Source organism: Streptomyces sp. NPDC057682 (assembly GCF_042799575.1).
Lineage (GTDB): Bacteria > Actinomycetota > Actinomycetes > Streptomycetales > Streptomycetaceae > Streptomyces.
Window position 1 is genome coordinate 280,999 of the sequence record NZ_JBHVIN010000005.1, and the last position, 18,817, is coordinate 299,815.

Annotated in this window: 19 protein-coding genes; 10 read left to right on the plus strand and 9 right to left on the minus strand. The window is 73.7% G+C overall.

The window, feature by feature from the left end; genetic code table 11:
* Nucleotides 1–125: 125 nt before the first annotated feature.
* The 3 genes from ACFVDM_RS11050 (at nt 126) to ACFVDM_RS11060 (ending at nt 2,050) form a co-directional block, all read left to right on the plus strand.
* Entirely contained in the window at nt 126–1,196 is a 1,071-nt protein-coding gene (locus ACFVDM_RS11050; protein ID WP_383636181.1) for a fatty acid desaturase family protein, read from the plus strand.
* A 111-nt stretch (nt 1,197–1,307) separates the two neighbouring features.
* The gene (locus ACFVDM_RS11055; RefSeq protein ID WP_383636775.1) at nt 1,308–1,490 is read left to right on the plus strand and encodes a hypothetical protein; all 183 of its coding nucleotides are present in this window, start codon (nt 1,308–1,310) and stop codon (nt 1,488–1,490) included.
* A 17-nt stretch (nt 1,491–1,507) separates the two neighbouring features.
* Complete coding sequence (locus tag ACFVDM_RS11060) at nt 1,508–2,050, plus strand: MOSC domain-containing protein (protein WP_383636184.1); 543 nt, start codon at nt 1,508–1,510, stop codon at nt 2,048–2,050.
* 67 nt (nt 2,051–2,117) lie between these two features.
* Here ACFVDM_RS11060 and ACFVDM_RS11065 read toward each other — a convergent pair whose 3' ends face one another.
* Together ACFVDM_RS11065 and ACFVDM_RS11070 are read right to left on the minus strand one after the other, a co-directional pair.
* A complete protein-coding gene (locus ACFVDM_RS11065) occupies nt 2,118–3,011 on the minus strand; it encodes a hypothetical protein (protein WP_383636778.1) in 894 nt (297 codons plus the stop codon).
* Nucleotides 3,012–3,130: 119 nt separating this feature from the next.
* Complete coding sequence (locus tag ACFVDM_RS11070; protein WP_383636187.1) at nt 3,131–3,424, minus strand: hypothetical protein; 294 nt, start codon at nt 3,422–3,424, stop codon at nt 3,131–3,133.
* Nucleotides 3,425–3,516: 92 nt separating this feature from the next.
* On the opposite strand from ACFVDM_RS11070, the gene ACFVDM_RS11075 reads away from it, so the two are divergent.
* Nucleotides 3,517–4,419 carry an oxygenase MpaB family protein gene (locus ACFVDM_RS11075; protein ID WP_383636190.1) on the plus strand — a complete coding sequence of 301 codons (903 nt, stop codon included), beginning with the start codon at nt 3,517–3,519 and terminating at the stop codon, nt 4,417–4,419.
* A gap of 39 nt (nt 4,420–4,458) precedes the next feature.
* On the opposite strand, the gene ACFVDM_RS11080 is transcribed toward ACFVDM_RS11075, so the two are convergent.
* The gene (locus tag ACFVDM_RS11080; RefSeq protein WP_383636193.1) at nt 4,459–5,058 is read right to left on the minus strand and encodes a class I SAM-dependent methyltransferase; all 600 of its coding nucleotides are present in this window, start codon (nt 5,056–5,058) and stop codon (nt 4,459–4,461) included.
* Nucleotides 5,059–5,217: 159 nt separating this feature from the next.
* On the opposite strand from ACFVDM_RS11080, the gene ACFVDM_RS11085 reads away from it, so the two are divergent.
* From ACFVDM_RS11085 to ACFVDM_RS11100, 4 genes are all read left to right on the plus strand, one after another.
* Nucleotides 5,218–6,066 carry an MHYT domain-containing protein gene (locus ACFVDM_RS11085; RefSeq protein WP_383636196.1) on the plus strand — a complete coding sequence of 283 codons (849 nt, stop codon included), beginning with the start codon at nt 5,218–5,220 and terminating at the stop codon, nt 6,064–6,066.
* 71 nt (nt 6,067–6,137) lie between these two features.
* Complete coding sequence (locus tag ACFVDM_RS11090; protein ID WP_383636199.1) at nt 6,138–8,693, plus strand: nitrate- and nitrite sensing domain-containing protein; 2,556 nt, start codon at nt 6,138–6,140, stop codon at nt 8,691–8,693.
* Nucleotides 8,690–9,127 carry a roadblock/LC7 domain-containing protein gene (locus ACFVDM_RS11095; protein ID WP_383636202.1) on the plus strand — a complete coding sequence of 146 codons (438 nt, stop codon included), beginning with the start codon at nt 8,690–8,692 and terminating at the stop codon, nt 9,125–9,127. Before ACFVDM_RS11090 ends, ACFVDM_RS11095 begins: the two co-directional genes overlap by 4 nt.
* Nucleotides 9,128–9,143: 16 nt before the next feature.
* The gene (locus ACFVDM_RS11100; protein ID WP_383636205.1) at nt 9,144–9,557 is read left to right on the plus strand and encodes a DUF742 domain-containing protein; all 414 of its coding nucleotides are present in this window, start codon (nt 9,144–9,146) and stop codon (nt 9,555–9,557) included.
* Nucleotides 9,558–9,577: 20 nt separating this feature from the next.
* On the opposite strand, the gene ACFVDM_RS11105 is transcribed toward ACFVDM_RS11100, so the two are convergent.
* The gene (locus ACFVDM_RS11105) at nt 9,578–10,087 is read right to left on the minus strand and encodes a MarR family winged helix-turn-helix transcriptional regulator (protein WP_383636208.1); all 510 of its coding nucleotides are present in this window, start codon (nt 10,085–10,087) and stop codon (nt 9,578–9,580) included.
* Between the two features lie 81 nt (nt 10,088–10,168).
* Between ACFVDM_RS11105 and ACFVDM_RS11110 the strand changes: the two genes are divergently transcribed.
* Nucleotides 10,169–12,283, plus strand: a complete 2,115-nt coding sequence (locus ACFVDM_RS11110) for an MMPL family transporter (protein WP_383636211.1) — start codon at nt 10,169–10,171, stop codon at nt 12,281–12,283.
* 62 nt (nt 12,284–12,345) lie between these two features.
* Here the strand turns inward: ACFVDM_RS11110 and ACFVDM_RS11115 are convergent, their stop codons facing one another.
* Nucleotides 12,346–12,921, minus strand: coding sequence for a TerD family protein (locus tag ACFVDM_RS11115; protein WP_383636214.1), 576 nt, complete (start codon nt 12,919–12,921; stop codon nt 12,346–12,348).
* A gap of 102 nt (nt 12,922–13,023) precedes the next feature.
* Nucleotides 13,024–13,287 carry a Sec-independent protein translocase subunit TatA gene (gene tatA, locus ACFVDM_RS11120; RefSeq protein ID WP_383636781.1) on the minus strand — a complete coding sequence of 88 codons (264 nt, stop codon included), beginning with the start codon at nt 13,285–13,287 and terminating at the stop codon, nt 13,024–13,026.
* A gap of 194 nt (nt 13,288–13,481) precedes the next feature.
* Between tatA and ACFVDM_RS11125 the strand changes: the two genes are divergently transcribed.
* Nucleotides 13,482–14,957, plus strand: a complete 1,476-nt coding sequence (locus tag ACFVDM_RS11125; protein WP_383636217.1) for an LCP family protein — start codon at nt 13,482–13,484, stop codon at nt 14,955–14,957.
* Nucleotides 14,958–14,979: 22 nt separating this feature from the next.
* Here ACFVDM_RS11125 and ACFVDM_RS11130 read toward each other — a convergent pair whose 3' ends face one another.
* Genes ACFVDM_RS11130 through ACFVDM_RS11140 form a run of 3 tightly spaced genes read right to left on the minus strand, consistent with a single transcriptional unit; the run spans nt 14,980 to nt 18,588 of the window.
* A complete protein-coding gene (locus ACFVDM_RS11130) occupies nt 14,980–15,522 on the minus strand; it encodes a GNAT family N-acetyltransferase (RefSeq protein ID WP_383636220.1) in 543 nt (180 codons plus the stop codon).
* On the minus strand, nt 15,519–18,239 hold the full coding sequence (gene mgtA, locus ACFVDM_RS11135) for a magnesium-translocating P-type ATPase (protein ID WP_383636223.1): 2,721 nt from the start codon (nt 18,237–18,239) through the stop codon (nt 15,519–15,521). Before mgtA ends, ACFVDM_RS11130 begins: the two co-directional genes overlap by 4 nt.
* The gene (locus ACFVDM_RS11140; protein ID WP_383636226.1) at nt 18,223–18,588 is read right to left on the minus strand and encodes an ArsR/SmtB family transcription factor; all 366 of its coding nucleotides are present in this window, start codon (nt 18,586–18,588) and stop codon (nt 18,223–18,225) included. The genes mgtA and ACFVDM_RS11140 overlap by 17 nt, the downstream gene beginning before the upstream one ends.
* Nucleotides 18,589–18,817: the final 229 nt, after the last annotated feature.

The window sequence follows — 18,817 nt, forward strand, 5'->3', positions numbered from 1 at the left end:
GCCAGCACCCGTATGGGGCGAGGGGGCTGGCACCAGGGAACCCCGGGTGGTGACTCCATGGCTCCACGACTCCCGCGAATCGTACGTTTTTTCAGGTCAGCCAGGACCAGAAGACCGGAGACGCCATGCCTCAGGCCGCGACCATCGCCGTCGTACCACCCCGTGAGGGCGCCGTGCGCACCACGAACCCCACCGGCGGCCCGGGTGCGGGCAGCGACTTCGCACCGCTGCTGCGGACCGTCAGGGAACAGGGTCTCCTCAAGCGGCGCACCGGCTGGTACGCCGCCGGCATCACCGTCAACCTGCTGGCCCTGGGTGCGGTGCTCGCCGGCATCGTCCTCCTCGGCGACACCTGGTGGACGCTGCCGCTCGCGCTTCCCCTGGCCGTCCTCTGGTCCCGCACCGCCTTCTTCGGCCACGACGCCGGACACGCCCAGATCACCGGCGACCGGCGGGTGAGCCGCGCCATCGGCCTGTTCCACGCCAATCTGCTGCTCGGGATGAACGAGGCGTGGTGGAACGACAAGCACGTACGTCACCACGCCCACCCGAACCACGTGGACAAGGACCCGGACGTCGGGGTCGGCGCCCTCGTCTGGACCGCGAAACAGGCGGCCCAGCGCGAGGGGTTCGCCCGCTGGCTCACCCGCAACCAGGCCCGGCTGTTCTTCCCGATGCTGCTGCTCGAAGGCATCGCGCTCAAGGTCTCCGGATTCCAGTACCTGCGACGCCAGCCCGTCCGCGAACGCGCCCTTTCCGCCCTGCTGCTCACCGCGCACCTCGGACTGTACGCCGCCCTGCTGTTCACGGTCCTGTCCCCGGGCAAGGCCGTCGTCTTCGCCCTCGTGCACCACGCCCTCTTCGGCCTGCACCTCGGGATGTCCTTCGCACCGAACCACAAGGGCATGGAGATGCCCGACCCCCACGGGGACCGCTGGGGCCACCTCCAGCGGCAGGTCCTGACCTCGCGCAACGTCCGGGGCGCGGTTCTCACCGACTGGTTCCTCGGCGGGCTCAACTACCAGATCGAGCACCACCTCTTCCCGAGCATGCCGCGCCCCCACCTCAGGCGCGCCCAGCCGCTCGTCCGGGCCCACTGCGAAGCGCTCGGCATGCCCTACACGGAGACCGGGCTCATCGAGTCCTACCGGCAGGCCCTGGAGCACATGCACGAGGTCGGCGCCCCGCTGCGATGACGGACGGGCGGGGCACCCCGCCCAGGGGTTTCCCGCCGATGAGGAACCGTGGAGCACGCACAGGCGTTCTTCCATCAGAAGCGGCCACGGGCCGCGGAGGAGGCGTGGACGATGTCGAACACAGCGAAGATCGCCATCGGAGGAGTTGTCGTCGCGGTCGTCCTGATGCCGTTCATCGGCTTCTGGCTGTCCCTGCTGGTCCTCGTCGGGGTCCCCACGATCGCCTACCTGGCCCTGGATCCCGGCCAGCGGCGCAGGCTCCGTAGGATCACTCGTAAGGAAATAGGCCGCTGAGCAAGGGGACCCGCACCGTGAGTGGCACCGTCACCGCCGTGAGCCGGAACGAGACGTACAGCTTCACCAAGCCCAACCGGGACAGCGTGACCCTGCTGACCGGTCTGGGAGTGGAGGGGGACGTCCACGCGGGGGTGACCGTGAAACACCGCTCCAGGATCGCCCAGGACCCCACCCAGCCCAATCTGCGCCAGGTCCACCTCATCCACGCGGAGCTGTTCGACGAGCTGCGCGAGGCCGGCTACGAGATCACCCCCGGTGATCTCGGGGAGAACGTCACCACCCGGGGCATCGACCTGCTGGGGCTGCCGGTCGGCACCCGTCTCCACCTCGGCGACGAGGCCGTCGTCGAGGTCACCGGGCTGCGCAACCCGTGCCTCCAGATCGACAACTTCCGGACGGGACTGCTCAAGCGGGTCGTCGGCCGGGACGAGACCGGTGCCGTCGTCCGCAAGGCCGGGATCATGAGCGTGGTCGCCGTCGGCGGTGTCGTCCGGCCCGGCGACCGGATCGAGGTCCGGCTTCCGGCCGAGCCGCACCGCCCGCTGGAGCGCGTCTGACACACCCGCACGCGAGGTGCCCCGGACCACCGGTCCGGGGCACCACGCGTGTACGGGGCGGCCGGGGTCAGGACGGCCGCACGGCCATCGCGTCCAGCGCCGTGAGCAGCTCGGGCAGCGCCGTGCCGCGCTTCACGGTCATGATCTCGCCGGGCACCTCGTCCAGCAGCAGGAAGGCGATGTCGTCGGTCCGGGCGACCATGGACCAGCCGGGGCCGTCGGCCCGGATCATCCGCGCGTCCCCCGGGGCGAACGAGGAACGCACCCGGCCGGGCGGCGGCGGGCTGGTCCGGTACGCGTCCGCCTCGGCCAGCGCCCGCCGCACCCCGGGATGCCCGCCGCCGGTGGCGGACGCGTCCGCGCCGTCGCCCTTCTCGGCCCGGGAGGCGTCCGGCCGCCCGTCGCCTCCGCCCTCGGCCCCGTCCTCCCCGCCCGGGGCGGTCCCGGAATCCGTGTCCTCGTCGTCGACCTGCTCCCGCCAGACCGCCCACTGCGACGCGATCGCGTCCGCGCCCAGCCGGCGCTGGGCGGGGCCCCAGGTGTCGGTGTCCGGCGGGGAGAGCGGTGCCAGGGGCTCGCCCTCCACCCCGGGGTCGGGCCCCGGATCGTGCGGCGCGGGCACGCCGGGGGCGGCGACGGCCACGGCGAGCGGCCAGCCGGGCAGCGCGCAGACCACCGAGCGGTCGTCCGGCGACAGGTCGTACTCCATCCCGCAGTCCCAGGACGCGATCGCCACGGCCACCAGGGACACGTCGTCCACGACCACCGTCCAGCGCGCGCCGTCGCCGTCCTGGCCCATGACCAGGCCGTACCCCTCCGCGTACGGTTCGAGGCCCAGGGCCGCGCAGGCCTCCGGATAGTCGTCGCCGAGCACGCTCGGGAACTGCGCGGGAGTCAGCAGGACCGCGGTCAGCACATACAGCGCGTCGTCGTCGGCGACGGCGTCGTCCGTCCCGGTCACCGCACCCTCCTCTTCCGTCACGGTTGTCGTCGGCGCACCTTAACCAGTGGGTAACCCGCCCGTCGAGGCCCTGACAAGGCCGGTCCCGCCGCTCCCGGTGGTGTGCGGCCGGGCCGGGATCACTCGTCGGCGAGACCCAGCAGCGTCCGGGCGGCCTGCTCCGGTGTGACGCCGCGCTCCCGCGCGAGCGCGACGACGGCCCGGCAGGCCAGCTCGCTCACACCGAAGGACAGCGCCTCGGGCGACACCCAGCCGCTCGCCTCCTCCATCCGGTCCTGGTCGTTCTCCGCCGAGGCCCCCACATACGTGGCCGCCGCCTCGAACAGGTTGTGCTGCCGGCGGGCCGGAGCGGTGGTCGGGCCGCTTCTCCGCGGGGTCACGGCTCTGCGCCATAGGTGCTTCACGCCGGTCATGGGTACCGCCTTTCGGGTTGCGCGTACGTACTCACCGTCCTGCCCACGCACGTAGGCTGGGACACTCGACCTGGACAGAGGGGGACGGTGCGGTGAAGCGCTACGACCGGCTGAAGGAGATCCAACGCCTCGATCCGGAGCGGGACTTCCTGGAGATCTACCGGATCACCGCGACGTACGAGTTCCCCTGGGACTTCACCCGCGCCCTGGAACTCGCCCTGTACCGCACCTATGCGGTGCCCTCGATCGGCCGGCTCCTGGCGGAGACCGCCGAACTGACGGACCGTGCGCAGAAGCGGTACGACGACACCGCGCTGCTTCTGGACACCGTGGTCGAGCACGGCTTCGACAGCGATCCGGGACGCACCGCCATCCGCCGCATCAACCGGATGCACCGCAGCTACGACATCAGCAACGACGACATGCGCTATGTGCTCTGCACCTTCGTCGTCAGCCCGAAGCGCTGGCTGGACGCGTACGGCTGGCGCCGGCTGTCCGACCACGAACTGCGGGCGTGCGCGGCCTACTACCGGACCCTCGGCGCCCATATGGGCATCAAGGACCTGCCGGCCACGTACGAGGAGTTCGAGCACACCCTCGACAGCTACGAGGCCGCGCACTTCGGCTGGGACGAGGGGGCGCGCTCCGTCTCGGACGCGACCCTGGCGCTGATGGCCTCCTGGTATCCGCGCCCGCTCGCGCCCCTCGTCCGGGGAGCGAGCCTCGCCCTCCTCGACGACGCGCTGCTGCGCGCCTTCCGCTACCCGGCGCCAGGGCCCGCCGCGCGCGCCGTCACCCGGGGCGCCCTGCGGCTCAGGGCGCGCGCGGTCCGGCTCCTCCCGCCGCGCCGCACCCCGCACTACGCCCGGCAGAACCCCGAGATCAAGGGGTATCCGAACGGCTACGAGGTGTCCGCGCTCGGCACGTACCCGGTCCCCGGCACCGGCGGCTGCCCGGTCCGCCACCTCCGGGACGCCGAGGCCGAAACGGCGTGACGCGCCGGCCGGCGGACCGGCCCGCGGGTGCTCCCCGCCTCAGCCGGAGCGCTCGGCCAGTGCCAGATAGCGGGCGTCCTCGTCCGCGTACGAGACGAGGCGCCAGCCCGAACGGGCCAGCAGCGGGCGGAGGTTCGGTTCGGCCCGCAGATCGCCGTCGGTGATCCGGCGGCCCCGGCGGGCCGCGAGCGCCGCGCGCCCCACGGGGTGGAACAGCGCCAGCAGCCCGCCCGGCCGTACCACCCGGGCGAGTTCGGCGAGATCCGGCCCCGGCCGCGACAGATGGGAGATCAGCCCCGCCGCGAACACCGCGTCCAGCGCGCCCGGACGCAGGGGCAGCCGTGCGACATCGGCCAGGACCAGCCGGCCGTCCCGGTCCCGCCCGGCCCGGACGGCCGCCTCCAGCATGGCCGGGGTGAGGTCCGCGCCCAGCACGGTCCCCTCCGGTCCGACCGCCTCCCGCAGCGCGGGCAGGGCCCGCCCCGTGCCGCATCCCGCGTCCAGCACGGCGTCCCCGGGCCGCAGCCCCAGCGACGAGACCGCCGCCGCGAAGGCCGGACCGTCGTCGGGGAAACGGGTGTCCCAGCCTGCCGCCCGCGCCCCGAAGAACTCCTGGACATGTGTGTGGTCATCGGTCATACGGACATGATCGCGCAGCCCCACCGCGAACGAAACGTCATGAAGCGGTGTACACGTTCGACCACGGCGCGATCGTTCGGGAGCATCTCTCTGTCATATACCGGCAGCTTTCGAATGCGCCGGGGGTGAGCGCCCCGGCGCGACTAGCGTCCCCGAGTCATGGGACACCTGGACCACGCCAGCTTCGGCTGGCTCACCCCCGTGCTGTCGTACGCGATGGCCTGCATCGGCGCCGCGCTCGGTCTGAGCTGCACCGTGCGCGCCCTCGACACGACCGGACGCTCCCGGCGCAACTGGCTGATCACGGCCGCCTCCGCCATCGGCTCGGGCATCTGGACGATGCACTTCGTCGCGATGCTCGGCTTCGGCGTCTACGGCACCGACATCCGCTACAACGTGCCGCTCACCCTCGTCAGCCTGCTCGGCGCCATGGTCGTGGTCGGCGGCGGCGTCTTCGCCGTCGGCTACAGCCGCGACCGCACCAGGGCACTGCTGCTCGGCGGTCTCACCACCGGACTCGGCGTCGCCAGCATGCACTACCTCGGCATGGCGGCCCTGCGACTGCACGGCACGGTCCACTACGACCCGCTGCGCGTCGTCCTCTCCGTCGTCATCGCGGTCATCGCCGCGACGGCCGCGCTCTGGGCCGCCCTCAACATCCGCTCGAACCGGGCCGTCGCCCTTGCCTCGCTCGTCATGGGCGCGGCCGTCAGCAGCATGCACTACACCGGCATGCTGGCCGTGAGCGTACGGGTCACCCCCTCGGCCGACCCGCTCCCCGGCGCCACCGCCATGCAGTTCATCTTCCCGCTCGCGGTCGGCCTCGGCTCCTACCTCTTCCTCACCTCCGCGTTCGTGGCGCTCTCGCCCACCGCACCGGAACGGGCCGCCTACGCCCGCGCCGGCCGCGCCGAGCCGGCCCCGGGCGCACCGCCCGCCCCGGAACCGGCCCCCACCCCGTGGCACACCACCCGCCGCCCGGGAACCGCCCCCGCCGGAACACGCTGACCGGCCGGCCCGATCCCCACCCCCTCGCCCCCCGCCCCCACCACCCACACCCGACCCGGAACGAGGAGGCCATGCGCCCATCCCGCACGACCCCGGAGACCGGTGCCTCCGACGCCCGGCCCGGCACCCCTCCGGCCCCGCCGGCCCGAGGCCGCCGCGCCCATGCCGGACCTCCGGCCGACGAGAGCGCGGAACGCGCCGCCGTACGGCCCGAGCCGGGACCCGCTCCCCGGGGAGCCCTGCGCCTGCGGCCCCGGACCGTCCGAGCGAAGATCATCTCGCTGCTCATGGTGCCGGTCGTGTCGCTGCTCGCACTGTGGGGGTTCGCGACCGTGTCCACGGCCCAGGACGTGGCCCGGCTGCGCCAGTTGCAGCGGGTCGACGACGAGGTCAGGGCGCCCGTGGCCGCGGCGGTCGCCGCGCTCCAGGCCGAACGCGGGGCGGCCATGGTCCAGCGGGCCGACCCGGACGCCGCCCACGCCGCGGCCCTCCGGTCCGCCGCCGCCCGCACCGACACCGCGCTCGACGCCCTCCGCTTGGACGACGGCCACACCGTCGCAGACACCGGAAAGCTGCCCGGGGGCGTGGCCGGGCGACTCGACCGCTTCCTCTCCGGCGTCGCGGCCCTCCGGGCCGGGGACGGCACCCGGGACGGCGTGGACACGGTCTACGATCGCTACACCTCGGCGGTGACCGCGGCCTTCGCCGTGTCCGGTGCCGTCACCGGCATCCAGGACGACGCCCTCGGCTCCGACGCCCGGGTCCTGCTCGAACTGGCCCGAGCCGACGAGATGCTGGCCCGCGAGGACGCGCTGCTCACCACCGCCTTCCGTACCGGCCGGCTGGAGGGGCGTCCGCTGCGCCTGTTCACCGGGGCCGTCGAGACCCGCCGCGAACTGATCGCGACCGCCGGCGCCGATCTGCCCGCCGCCGAACGGGCCGCCTGGCACGCGCTCACCGCCCGGCCCGCCGCCCGCGCCGTCGGCGCGGCCGAGGACGCCGTGCTCGCCGCGGAGCCCGGCCGGGCCGCCGCCCGCGCCGTGCCCGCCGCCGACTGGCGGCACGCCTCCGACGAGGTCCGCACCGGACTGAACGGCATCGCCGCCGGGGCGGGGGAACGCGCGGCCGACCGCGCCGACCCGCTCGCCCACGCGGTGTTCAGCCCCTCCGGCGCCGCCGTCGTCTTCGGCTTCGTCGCGGTCGCCGCCTCGCTCGTGGTCTCCGTACGCATCGGGCGGGCCCTCGTCGTGGAACTGGTCGGCCTCCGCAACAGTGCCCTGGATATCGCGCGGCGCAAGCTCCCGCTGGCCATGCGCAGGCTGCGCGCCGGCGAGGAACTGGACATCCGGGCCGAGGCACCGCCCGGCCCCGCCGCCCACGACGAGATCGGCCAGGTCGGCGAGGCCCTGGGCACCGTGCACCGGGCCGCGCTCGGCGCCGCCGTCGAACGCGCCGAACTCGCCGACGGGATCTCCGGAGTCTTCGTCAACCTCGCCCGCCGCAGCCAGGTGCTGGTGCACCGCCAGCTCAACCTGCTCGACAGCATGGAGCGACGCGCCGACGACCCGGACGAGCTGAGCGACCTCTTCCGCCTCGACCACCTCACCACCCGCATGCGCCGCCACGCCGAGAGCCTGATCATCCTGTCCGGCGCCGCGCCCGGCCGGGCCTGGCGGATGCCGGTCTCCCTCACCGACGTCGTCCGTGCGGCCGTCTCCGAGATCGAGGACTACGCACGGGTCGAGGTGAGCCGGCTCCCCGACGGCGCGGTCAAGGGTGCCGCCGTGGCCGACCTCACCCATCTGCTGGCGGAACTGGTCGAGAACGCCGCCCAGTTCTCGCCCCCGCACACCAAGGTGCGCATCACCGGCGAGCCCGTGGGCAACGGCTACGCCCTGGAGATCGAGGACCGGGGCCTGGGCATGGGCCCCGAACTGCTCGGCGAGGCCAACCGCCGCATCGAGCAGGCCGAGGCCCTCGACCTCTTCGACAGCGACCGGCTCGGGCTCTTCGTCGTGAGCCGGCTCGCCGTCCGCCACCGCATCAGGGTCCAGCTGCGCACCTCCGCCTACGGTGGCACGACCGCGGTGGTCCTGCTGCCGACGGACCTCCTGCAGAGCGCGCTCCCGCCGGGCGAGGAACCACCCGCGCCCGCACCGGACCCGGCGCCCCGGCGTGCGGAACCCGACCGCGCCGCCCTCGGACCGGCCCCCCGGGCTGCCCGGCCCCGCACCACGGCGTTCCCCGCCCCCGTCGCCGTACCGGCCCTGGACAGCGGAACCGGACCCACCGCCCAGGTCACCTCCCTGCGTCCGCGCCGGACCGAGCACCGGGCGGAGAGGCCCGCCCCGGCGCCGTCCCCGGGCACGGACGGGGACGAGGGCGACCTGCCCCGCCGGGTCAGGCAGGCGAGTCTCGCCCCGCAACTGCGCGAGCGGCCCAGCCCCGAACCGTCGCCCGCCGCACCGGCCGCCGACCCCGCCCCGCGCACCCCCGAAGAGGTCAGGGACCGGATGTCCGCCTACCGCGCCGGCTGGTTGCGCGGCGGCGGCTCCGCCCCCGGCGCCCCGGAGCCCGCTCCCCGTGTCCCCGCACCACGCCCGCTCAGCGAAGGAGACCCCGCATGATCGCGAACGAGAGGACCGGGGTGCCCCGCCGATCCGGCGAACTCGACTGGCTGCTGGACGATCTGGTGACCCGTGTCGGCGAGGTCCGGCACGCGGTCGTGCTCTCCGGCGACGGACTGGCGGTCGGCGCCTCCAGTGCCCTGAGCCGCGAGGACGCCGATCACCTCGCGGCGGTCGCCTCCGGCTTCCACAGCCTCGCCAAGGGCGCCGGGCGCCACTTCGGGGCCGGCGACGTGCGCCAGACGATGGTCGAGATGGACGACGGCTTCCTGTTCGTCGCCGCGGCGGGGGAGGGCTCGTGCCTCGCCGTGCTCAGTACCGCCTTCGCCGACATCGGTCTGGTCGCCTACGAGATGGCCCGTCTGGTCAAACGCGTCGGCGAGCATCTGCGCACCCCGGCCCGGTTCGCCACCCACCCCACGGCGACCGGCTGAGGAGAGGGTGAGCACCATGTCCACGACGGACACCGACCCGTACGAGCTGCCGGGCAGCCAGTGGTACGACGCCGAGGCCGGCCCGCTGGTCCGGCCGTACGCCATGACCGGAGGACGCACCGACCCGGGGCCGGGTGCCGCGCACTTCGATCTGATCGCGCTCGTCACGTACGACGACACGGCGTCCGGCCGCGGCGAGGACGCGCTGCTCGGCCCCGAGCACCACACGCTGCTGGAGCTGTGCCGCACCGAGACGCAGTCCGTCGCGGAACTCGCGGCGGACGCCGATCTGCCCGTCGGTGTCGTCCGGGTCCTCCTCGGCGACCTGCTGGAGTCCGGCTATGTGACGGTCAGCCGTCCGGTGCCCCCGGCCCAGCTCCCCGACGAACGCATCCTGCGCGAGGTGATCAACGGACTGCGGGCCCTGTGAGCCGGGCCGGGCGCCGTCCGCTACGGGCGGCGCCCGGCCCCGCGCAACAGCGTGAGCTCGTCGTTCATCGCCTCCAGGAAGCGCACCACGACACGCAGTTCGTCCTCGTCGAACTGGCGTCGGGCCGCGTCGGTGCCGGCCGCCAGCGGCTGGAAGAAGTCGCGCGCGACGCGCTTGGCCGGCGCCGCGTAGTGCAGATGCACCACCCGCCGGTCCCCGGTGTCCCGGACCCGGCGGATGTGCCCCGCACGCTCCAGCCGGTCCAGACACGCCGTCACCGCGCCCGAGGTCAGATCCAGCTGGTCCCGCAGCCGGCCGGGCGTCATCGCGCCCTCGGCGCCGCCCCGCTCCGCGTCCAGGATGGCGATCAGGGCCTGGACGTCCGTGGCGTGCAGCCCCTGGGCCTGCGCGAACTCGTGCGTGATGCGGTTGAATTCGCTGTTCATCCGGCGCAGCAGCACCGCGAAGGACTGGAGCCCGGTGGGGTCGTCGCTCATGCCTCGGTCCGGGCCGGTGTCTGCGGTGTGCATCCCCCCAGAGTAATATCTCTCAATCATTGAGATAGTCGATGACTGAGAGATATGTGCCGTGTGTCGACCCCAGGGGAAGCAATGAAGCCCGCCTCGCACCACCGCCTGCTCCGCTGGCTGGTGCCCGTGACTCTGCTCGTCGTCTGGCTCGGGATCGGAGGAGCCCTCGGACCGTACGCCGGAAAGCTCGGCGAGGTCGCCACGAACGACCAGGCCGCCTTCCTGCCGCGCAGCGCAGAATCCACCCGGGTGTCCGAGGAGCAGAAGGCCTTCCAGACCTCGCAGACCGTGCCCGCGATCGTCGTGTGGACGGGCCGGGACGGCGCACTTCCCGCCGGAGGACAGCGGTCCGCGACCCGCGCCCTGGCCGCGCTGGAAGGGCAGCCCGGCGTGGTGGGGGCGCCCTCGCCCGCGCTTCCCTCCGACGACGGCCTGGCCCTGTCCGGCGTCGTCCAGCTCCGCTCGGACCTCGGGGACGCCCTGCCCGGCACCCTCGACCGGGTGCGCGCCGCGGCCGAGGTGCCGGGGACCGCGGTCGGCATCGCCGGCCCCGCGGCGGCGCAGGCCGATCTCAAGGACGCCTTCGCCGGCATCGACGGCCTGCTCCTCGGCGTGGCCCTGGCGGCCGTCCTGGTGATCCTGCTGCTCGTCTACCGCTCCCTGCTGCTGCCCTTCCTGATCATCATCGGCGCGGTCCTCGCCCTCGGTCTCGCCTGCGCCGTCGTCTACGTCCTCGCCGACCACGACATCGTCCGCGTGGACGGGCAGGTGCAGGGCATCCTGTCCATCCTGGTGATCGGCGCGGCCACCGACTACGCGCTGCTGCTGACCGCCCGCTTCCGCGAGGAACTGGCCCGGCACGACGACCGGGGCGCCGCCGCCCTCGCCGCGATCCGCCGCTCCTTCGGCGCGATCACCGCGAGCGCCGCGACCGTCGCCCTCGGCCTGCTCGCGCTGCTGCTCAGCGATCTGACGAACAATCGCGCCCTCGGCCCGGTCGGTGCCATCGGCATCGTCTGCGCGGTGCTCAGCACCCTCACCTTCCTGCCCGCCGTACTGGTCCTGTGCGGCCGCGCCGCCTACTGGCCCGCCGCCCCGCGCCCGGCGGACGACGCGGCCCAGGGGCACGGCGTCTGGCGCCGGGTCGCCGCCCGCGTCGACCGTGCCCCGCGCACGGTCTGGGTCTCCACCACGCTGGTCCTCGTCGCCTGCGCGGCCTTCGCCCCCACCCTCAGCTCCAAGGGCGTGCCGCTCGACGAGATCTTCGTCAACGACGCCCCCTCCGTCTCGGCCCAGGCCACTCTGGGCAAGCACTTCCCGGGCGGCTCGGGCAACCCGGCCGTGATCCTCGCGGACGCGGACCGGGCGGACCGCGTGACGGCCGCGGCGGCGGGCACCGAGGGAGTGGCATCGGCGGCGCCCGTCACGGCGTCGGGCCGCCCCGGCGGCGGACCGCCGCTGGTGGTCGACGGGCGGGTCCGGATCGACGCGACGCTGGACGACGCCGCGGACAGCGACGCGGCCAAGGCCACCGTGCGGCGGCTGCGTGCCTCGGTGCACGCGGTCGACGGGGCGGACGCCCTCGTCGGCGGCTACACCGCCCAGCAGGACGACACCCAGCGCACCGCCGCGCACGACCGCGGCATCATCGTGCCCGTGGTCCTGGCGATCATTCTGCTGATCCTGATGGGGCTGTTGCGCTCCGTCCTCGTCCCGGTCCTCCTCGTGGCGACCGTGGGCCTCAACTTCCTGGCGACGCTGGGGGTCTCGTCGCTGGTCTTCACCCATGTGCTGGGTTTCAGCGGCACGGACGCCTCCGTTCCGCTGTACGGCTTCGTCTTCCTGGTGGCGCTGGGCGTCGACTACAACATCTTCCTGATGTCGCGGGTCCGCGAGGAGGCGGAGGTGCACGGGGCCCGGGAGGGCGTCCTGCGGGGGCTGATCAGCACGGGCGGGGTCATCACCTCGGCCGGTGTGGTGCTGGCCGCCACCTTCGCCGCGCTGATCGTGATCCCGCTGGCGTTCCTCGCCCAGATCGCGTTCATCGTCGCCTTCGGCGTCCTGCTGGACACGCTGGTGGTGCGGTCGCTGCTGGTGCCCGCCCTGGTGGTGGACATCGGCGCGCGGGCCTGGTGGCCGGGCCGGATCAGCCGGACGGGGCGCGGCGGGGCGGTGCCTGCGGGGAAGGACGGGTGATGTGCGAGGGCCCCTGCCCGCACCGTTGAACGGTGCGGGCAGGGGCCCGTGCTGCCGGTCCGTCAGACGTTCACGCCGTAGTCCGAGGCGATGCCGGCCAGGCCGGACGCGTACCCCTGGCCCACCGCGCGGAACTTCCACTCCGCCCCGTGCCGGTACAGCTCGCCGAAGACCATCGCGGTCTCGGTGGAGGCGTCCTCGCTCAGGTCGTAACGGGCCAGCTCGACGTTGTTCGCCCGGTTCACCACGCGGATGAACGCGTTGCGCACCTGGCCGAAACTCTGCCCCCGGGCCTGCGCGTCATGGATGGACACGGGGAAGACGATCTTCGCCACGTCCGCCGGTACGGTCGCCAGGTCCACGTTGATGGACTCGTCGTCGCCCTCGCCCTCACCGGTCAGGTTGTCCCCGGTGTGCTGGACCGATCCGTCCGGGCTGTTGAGGTTGTTGTAGAAGACGAAGTGGAGGTCGGAGAGGACCTTGCCGCTCGCCGCGCACAGCAGCGCGCTGGCGTCCAGGTCGTGGTCGGCCCCCGTCGTCGTCCGTACGTCCCAGCCCAGGCCCACGGTCACCGCGGTCAGGCCGGGCGCCTCCTTGGACAGGGAGACGTTGCCGCCCTTGGCCAGGCTCACACCCATGAACTTCCTCCAAATGATCCGGTGATCGCGTCGATCAGCGTGTCTTCGGCCGCCATCGAGGAGGACGGCGGCCCTGTCCCTACGGTTCCCAGCTTGCGCAGGTCATGAAGTGGCGGCGGTGCCGCGGTTGGCGGGCGCCGCCTCCGGGGCGGACCCGGCGGCCGTGCCCGTGCCGGTGGACCCGGTCCCGCCGGAGGCGATCCCGGGGGCCGCCTCCTCCTTCATGGCCTTGGTCTCACTCTTCAGGATCCGCATGGACTTGCCCAGGGCGCGGGCGGTGTCCGGCAGCTTCTTCGAGCCGAACAGCATCACCACGACGATCACCACGATCAGCAGGTGCCAGGGTTCGAGGCCGTTGCGCAGCATGCGCGTCACGCCCCTTTCTTCGGGTCCGTTCCGGTCAATGTGTGCGGCAGGGGCTCGCGGACGCCGGTTGGGGCCCAGGATGGACGGGGCCGTTGATCCAGGCGGACACGGACACTTGCTACATTGCGCAACTGTACAACCATGGGGGACCGGGCTCACGGCCTCCTCCGTGGCAGCGAGGAACGGGGAGTTCGATGGCAGGGAGCCACAAGGGCGCGGCGGCCCGGGGGAGGGGAGGCCGGCTGCGGCGTACCGCCCTGGTCGGATGCTCGTTCCTCGTCCTGCTGGTGGCGGGGGTCGGCTGGGGCTACCTCAAGCTCACCGGCAGCATCGACACCTTCGGCGCCGACGGCATCTCCGGCGACCGCCCGGACGGCTCCGGCGGGCAGAACGTCCTGGTCATCGGATCCGACTCGCGCTCGGGGGCCAACAGCGGACTCGGCGGCGGCACGGGTGCGGTCGGCCGCTCGGACACGGCCTTCCTGCTGCACGTCTACGCCGACCGCCGGCACGCCGTGGGCGTGTCCATCCCGCGCGACTCCCTCGTGACCATCCCCGCCTGCAAGAAACCCGACGGCACATGGACGGCTCCGCAGCGCAACACCATGTTCAACGCGGCGTTCTCGGTCGGCGAGACCGCCGAGGGCAACCCGGCGTGCACACAGAACACCGTCGAACATCTGACCGGACTCCGAGTGGACCACACGGTCGTCGTGGACTTCGCCGGCTTCTCCGCGCTGACCTCGGCCGTCGGCGGCGTCCCCGTCTGCCTCCCGCAGGACATCTACCAGAAGGACCTCAACCCCAAGCGCCCCACCCGGGGCGAGCGGGTGTTCGCGAAGGGCCCCCAGAAGGTCTCCGGCCAGCGCGCCCTCGACTACGTCCGCATCCGGCACGGCATCGGCGACGGGTCCGACATAGGGCGTATCAAACGGCAGCAGGCCTTCATCGGCTCGCTCGTCAAGACGGTCAAGTCGCGCGGGCTGAACCCGACCACGCTGCTGCCCCTCGCCAACGCGGCCACCGACGCGATGACCGTCGACCCGGGCCTCGGCTCCGCCGACAAACTCCTCAGGTTCGCCCTGTCGATGAAGAACATCGACCTGCACAACACCAAGTTCGTCACCGTGCCCTGGCGGTACGAGGGCGCCCGCGTCGCCCTCGTGGAGTCCGAGGCGAACGCGCTCTGGGCGGTGCTGAAGGCCGACCGCACCATCGACGGCAAGAACGCGAACGGCAAGGGCGGCCCGAAGGACGACCCCGCCACTCCCGCGCCCACCGCACCCGTCTCCGGCACCGGCATCCAGGTCGCCGTCTACAACGGCACCACCGTGACCGGCCTCGCCGCCCAGGCCGCCGGCCTCCTGCGCGACCACGGCTTCACCGTCACCGGGGCCGCCACCGCCAACGCCCAGGACCAGGCCACCACCGTCGTCACCTACGGACCCGGGAAGCAGAGCGAGGCCGAGACGACCGCCCGGCTGTTCGGCGGCGTACGGATCAGCGCCTCCACCACCCCCGGGGTCCAGGTGATCGTGGGACGCGACTACGCCGCCGACCCCTCACCCGCCCCCGGACCCGTCCGCAGCGCCTCCACCGTCCCGGCCGACATCGCCGACGGGGCCCGCTCCGCTGACGACGACGTGTGCAGCGACCTCTCGTACGGCTGAGACGGCTCCGGAGGAAGGCGGTTCAGCCCGCGGGCGGGGCCTCCCGTTCCGGCCTGAACTGCAGGTACGGGAAGCGGGGCGGGGCGAAGCCGAAGGACTCGTACAGCGCGGTGCCGTCCCCCGTCGCGTTCAGCCCCACCACCGAGACCGGGGTCTCGTCCCGGAACCAGGCGAGCAACGCGTCCATACAGGCACGGGCGTGACCCCGCCTGCGCCGCCGGGGATCGGTGCACACATTGGAGACGTGGCCGTACAGCCCGCTCGGACCGGCCGGACCGGGGGCGTGCGCGTCGCACGCCCCCACCGCGCAGGCCACGACACCCAGCTCCGGATCGTCGACGACGAACGCGGCGAACCCGTCGCCCCGGGCCATCCGCTCCGCGAACCAGTCCGCCGCGGCCGAACGCCACGCGGCGTCCTCGCCCCCGACGTCCACGCCCATGTCGGTCAGCATCCGTGCTCTCAACCGGACCAGCGATCCGATGTCGTCGGCGGTCGCCCGGCGCACCCGCCGCCGCTCGGCCCCATCGGCCACATCCCGGTCCCCGCCCACCGCGGTCGTCATGTGTTCCTCCGTCCACGCTCGTAGCGCCTGCGCGCCCAGCTGAGACCGCATGCGTACAACGCGAGGACCGAGCCGAGCAACAGGTAATAGAGCGGCGGCAGAGCGCTCATCCCCAGCAGCGGGCCCGCCGGGGAGAGCGGCAGCAGCACACCGACCGCGGCGAGACCGGCCGCGGCCGCCCGCAGCGGACCCCCGCCGCGCCCCTCGGCCGCGCTCCGGCCGGTGCGCAGGAGCACCATCACCAGGGCCTGGGTGAGCAGGTTCTCGGTGAACCATCCGGAGTGGAAGCCCGTCGGACCGTCCGGCGCCGCACCGCGCAGGGCCAGGGCGAGGACCCCGAAGGTCGCGAGGTCGGCCGCCGCGTTCAGCAGCCCGAACCCGGTGATGAACCGGAGGAAGTCCCGGGGCCGCAGCACCGCGGGGCGCCGCAGTACGGACGGCGAGGGCCGGTCGAAGGCGAACGCCAGCTGCGCCGCGTCGAAGCACAGGTTCTGCACCAGCACCTGCCCCGGCAGCATGGGCAGGAACGGCAGCAGCAGACCCGCGGCGAGCATCGCGAGGACGTTGCCGAGGTTGGACGAGAGCGTGATCCGCAGATACGTGGCGATCGTGCCGCTGCTGAGCCGGCCCGCGCCGATCGCATGGGCGATCGCCCCCAGGTCCTTCTCGGCCAGCACCACATCGGCGGTCTCCCGCACCACGTCCACCGCGTTGCGCGGACAGAGGCCGACGTCCGCCGCGTGGAGCGCGGGCAGGTCGTTGACGCCGTCCCCGAGGAATCCCGTCGTGTAGCCCGCGGTCCGCAGCGCGTCCACGATCCGCGCCTTGTGCGCGGGCGTGCACCGGGCGAAGACCGCGGTGCCCCCGGCCGTCCCGGCCAGCCGCTCGTCGGAGAGCGCGTCGACCTCCTCGGCCGTCATCACCCGCCCCGGCGCGAGCCCGAGATCCCGGCAGGCCCGTGCCGCGGTGCCGGGATGGTCACCGGTCAGCAGCTTCACCGAGACGCCCCGGTGCGCCAGGACGGCGAGCGCGCCGGCGGCGCTGGGCGCGAGCGCGTCGCGCAGGGCGACGAAGCCGAGGAAGGCCAGCCCGCGCTCGTCGGCCGGGGTGTACGGACCGAACCCGGCCCTTCGCTCGCGGCGCGCGACCGCGAGCAGCCGCAGACCGTCCGCCGCCTCGCGCGCCGCCAGGGCGTCCAGCCGGGCCCGCTCCCCGGGCTCCAGCGCGCACCGGTCGAGAACGGCCTCGACCGCCCCCTTCACGACCAGGACATGGGTGCCCGGCCGCCGGGGATGGCGCACCACGGCCGTGGCCAGCCGGCGCTGCGGATCGAAGGGCAGCACCGCCACGGCGTCGTACTCCTCGATCGGAAGGTACGAGTCCGGGTGCGGCCCGTGGAGCGGTTCGCAGGCGTCGAGGACCGCCTCGTCGAGCGCGTCCGGCTCGGGCAGCTCCGCCAGCTGAAGCGTCCACAGGGCGTTGACCGCAGCCCAGTGCAGCGCCTCGGGACGGTGGTCCCCGTCCTGCCCGTACGTCCGGTGCACGACCGGCCGGTCCTGGGTGAGGGTGCCCGTCTTGTCCAGACAGAGCACGTCCACCGCGCCCAGGTCGTGCAGAGCGGGCAGCCGCTTGACGATCACCGCGCGCTCCCTGGCCAGCCGCGCGGCGCCCCGGGCCAGCGCCGTGGTGACGATGACGGGCAGCATCTCCGGCGTCAGACCGACGGCGACCGCCACCGCGAACGGCAGCGTCTCCAGTCCGCGCCCGCGCAGCGCCGCGTTGGCCATCAGGACCAGCGGCGGGGTGAGGAGCATGAACCGGATCAGCGTCCAGGAGATCCCCTGGACGGACCGGTCGAAGGCGCTCGCGCCCCGCCGGCGCGCCGAACGGTCGTAGGCGGCGGCGAACCGGGTCGCGCCCCCGGTCGCCACGACCACCCCGGTGCCGCTCCCCGTGGCGACGCTGCTGCCCTGGAAGCACTCCTGGGGCCGGGCGAACACCCCGTCCCCCTCGCCGGACACGGGACGCGGCCCGGGAACCGCCCCGGGCGCGGGACCGGCACCGTCGGGATGCTTGGGGACGGGTACGGACTCACCCGTCAGCGCGGACTGGTGCACGGTGAGGCCGCGGGCCCGCAGCAGATGGACGTCGGCCGGCACGAGATCGCCCGGCGCCAGCCGGATCACATCGCCGGGGACGAGCTCTCCGACGGGTATCTCGCGGATCCGGGGCGCGTCGTCCGGTCCGTCCCGGCGCAGCACCGTCGCGGTCGTCGCCACCAGCTCGCGCAGCGCGGCCGTGGCCCGGTCCGCCCGGTGCTCCTGGGTGGACCGCAGCAGACAGCTGACGACGACCAGCACCGCGATCACGGCGGACGTGCCCCAGGAACTCACCAGCGCGGAGACCAGCCCCAGGCAGAGCAGTACCGAGGTGAAAGGATCCCGCAGCGTACGCAGGAAGCGCGTGGGCCGGGCGACGGGGCGCCGGCCGGGCAGCGTGTTCTCGCCGAACCGGGCCAGCCGCTCCTGTGCCTGCGACTCCAGCAGCCCGCGCGGACCGCTGTCCAGCGAGCGGAACACCTGGAGCGCGGTCGGTGAGGACGGCGGCCGTACGGACGGGGGAGCGGACGCGGCGCCGGGCAGCTCGATCACCACGGCCGACCGCTCGCCGGGGGCCCCGGATCCCTCCGCCGCAGCGTCCTCAGGCACCGAGTTCATGGAGGCGCGCGGGCGGCTCGGACGGATACCCGGCCCGCTCGGCGAGCTGCCCCACGATCAGCCGCACCACGGTCACGACACCGGGGTCGTCGACCAGATAGACCTGGCGGCGGCCCTCACGGCGGGACCGGACGAGCCCGGCCAGTTTCAGTTTCGTCAGATGCTGGCTCACCGCGGGAAGCGTGCCGCCGACCCGCTCGGCCAGACCGGTCACATCGCTCTCCCCCTGGGCCAGCGCCCAGACGATGTGCAGACGCGCGGGCGCCGCCAGTAGGCCGAACGCGGCAGCCGCCTCGGCCAGCACGTCCGCGGGCGGATCCTGGAACCCGCCGCCGGCACCTGTCGACACTTCTCCGCTCCCGTCCGCGTGCACCGCATCGCCCTCGGGCCGGGACCGGGGAGGACGTGGTCCGTCCTGCTCCGTTCGACCGGGTCCGGTTCCCGCACCCGAGACGACCAGTGTAGGCGGCGCCCCCGGGGCCCCGGGATGCGCCGGGTCGGGGTCGCCGCGCGGCCCGGACGAGGACGGAGACGGACCCACCCCTCCTGCCGGCCGGCCTCCACGACGACCGGGCCAC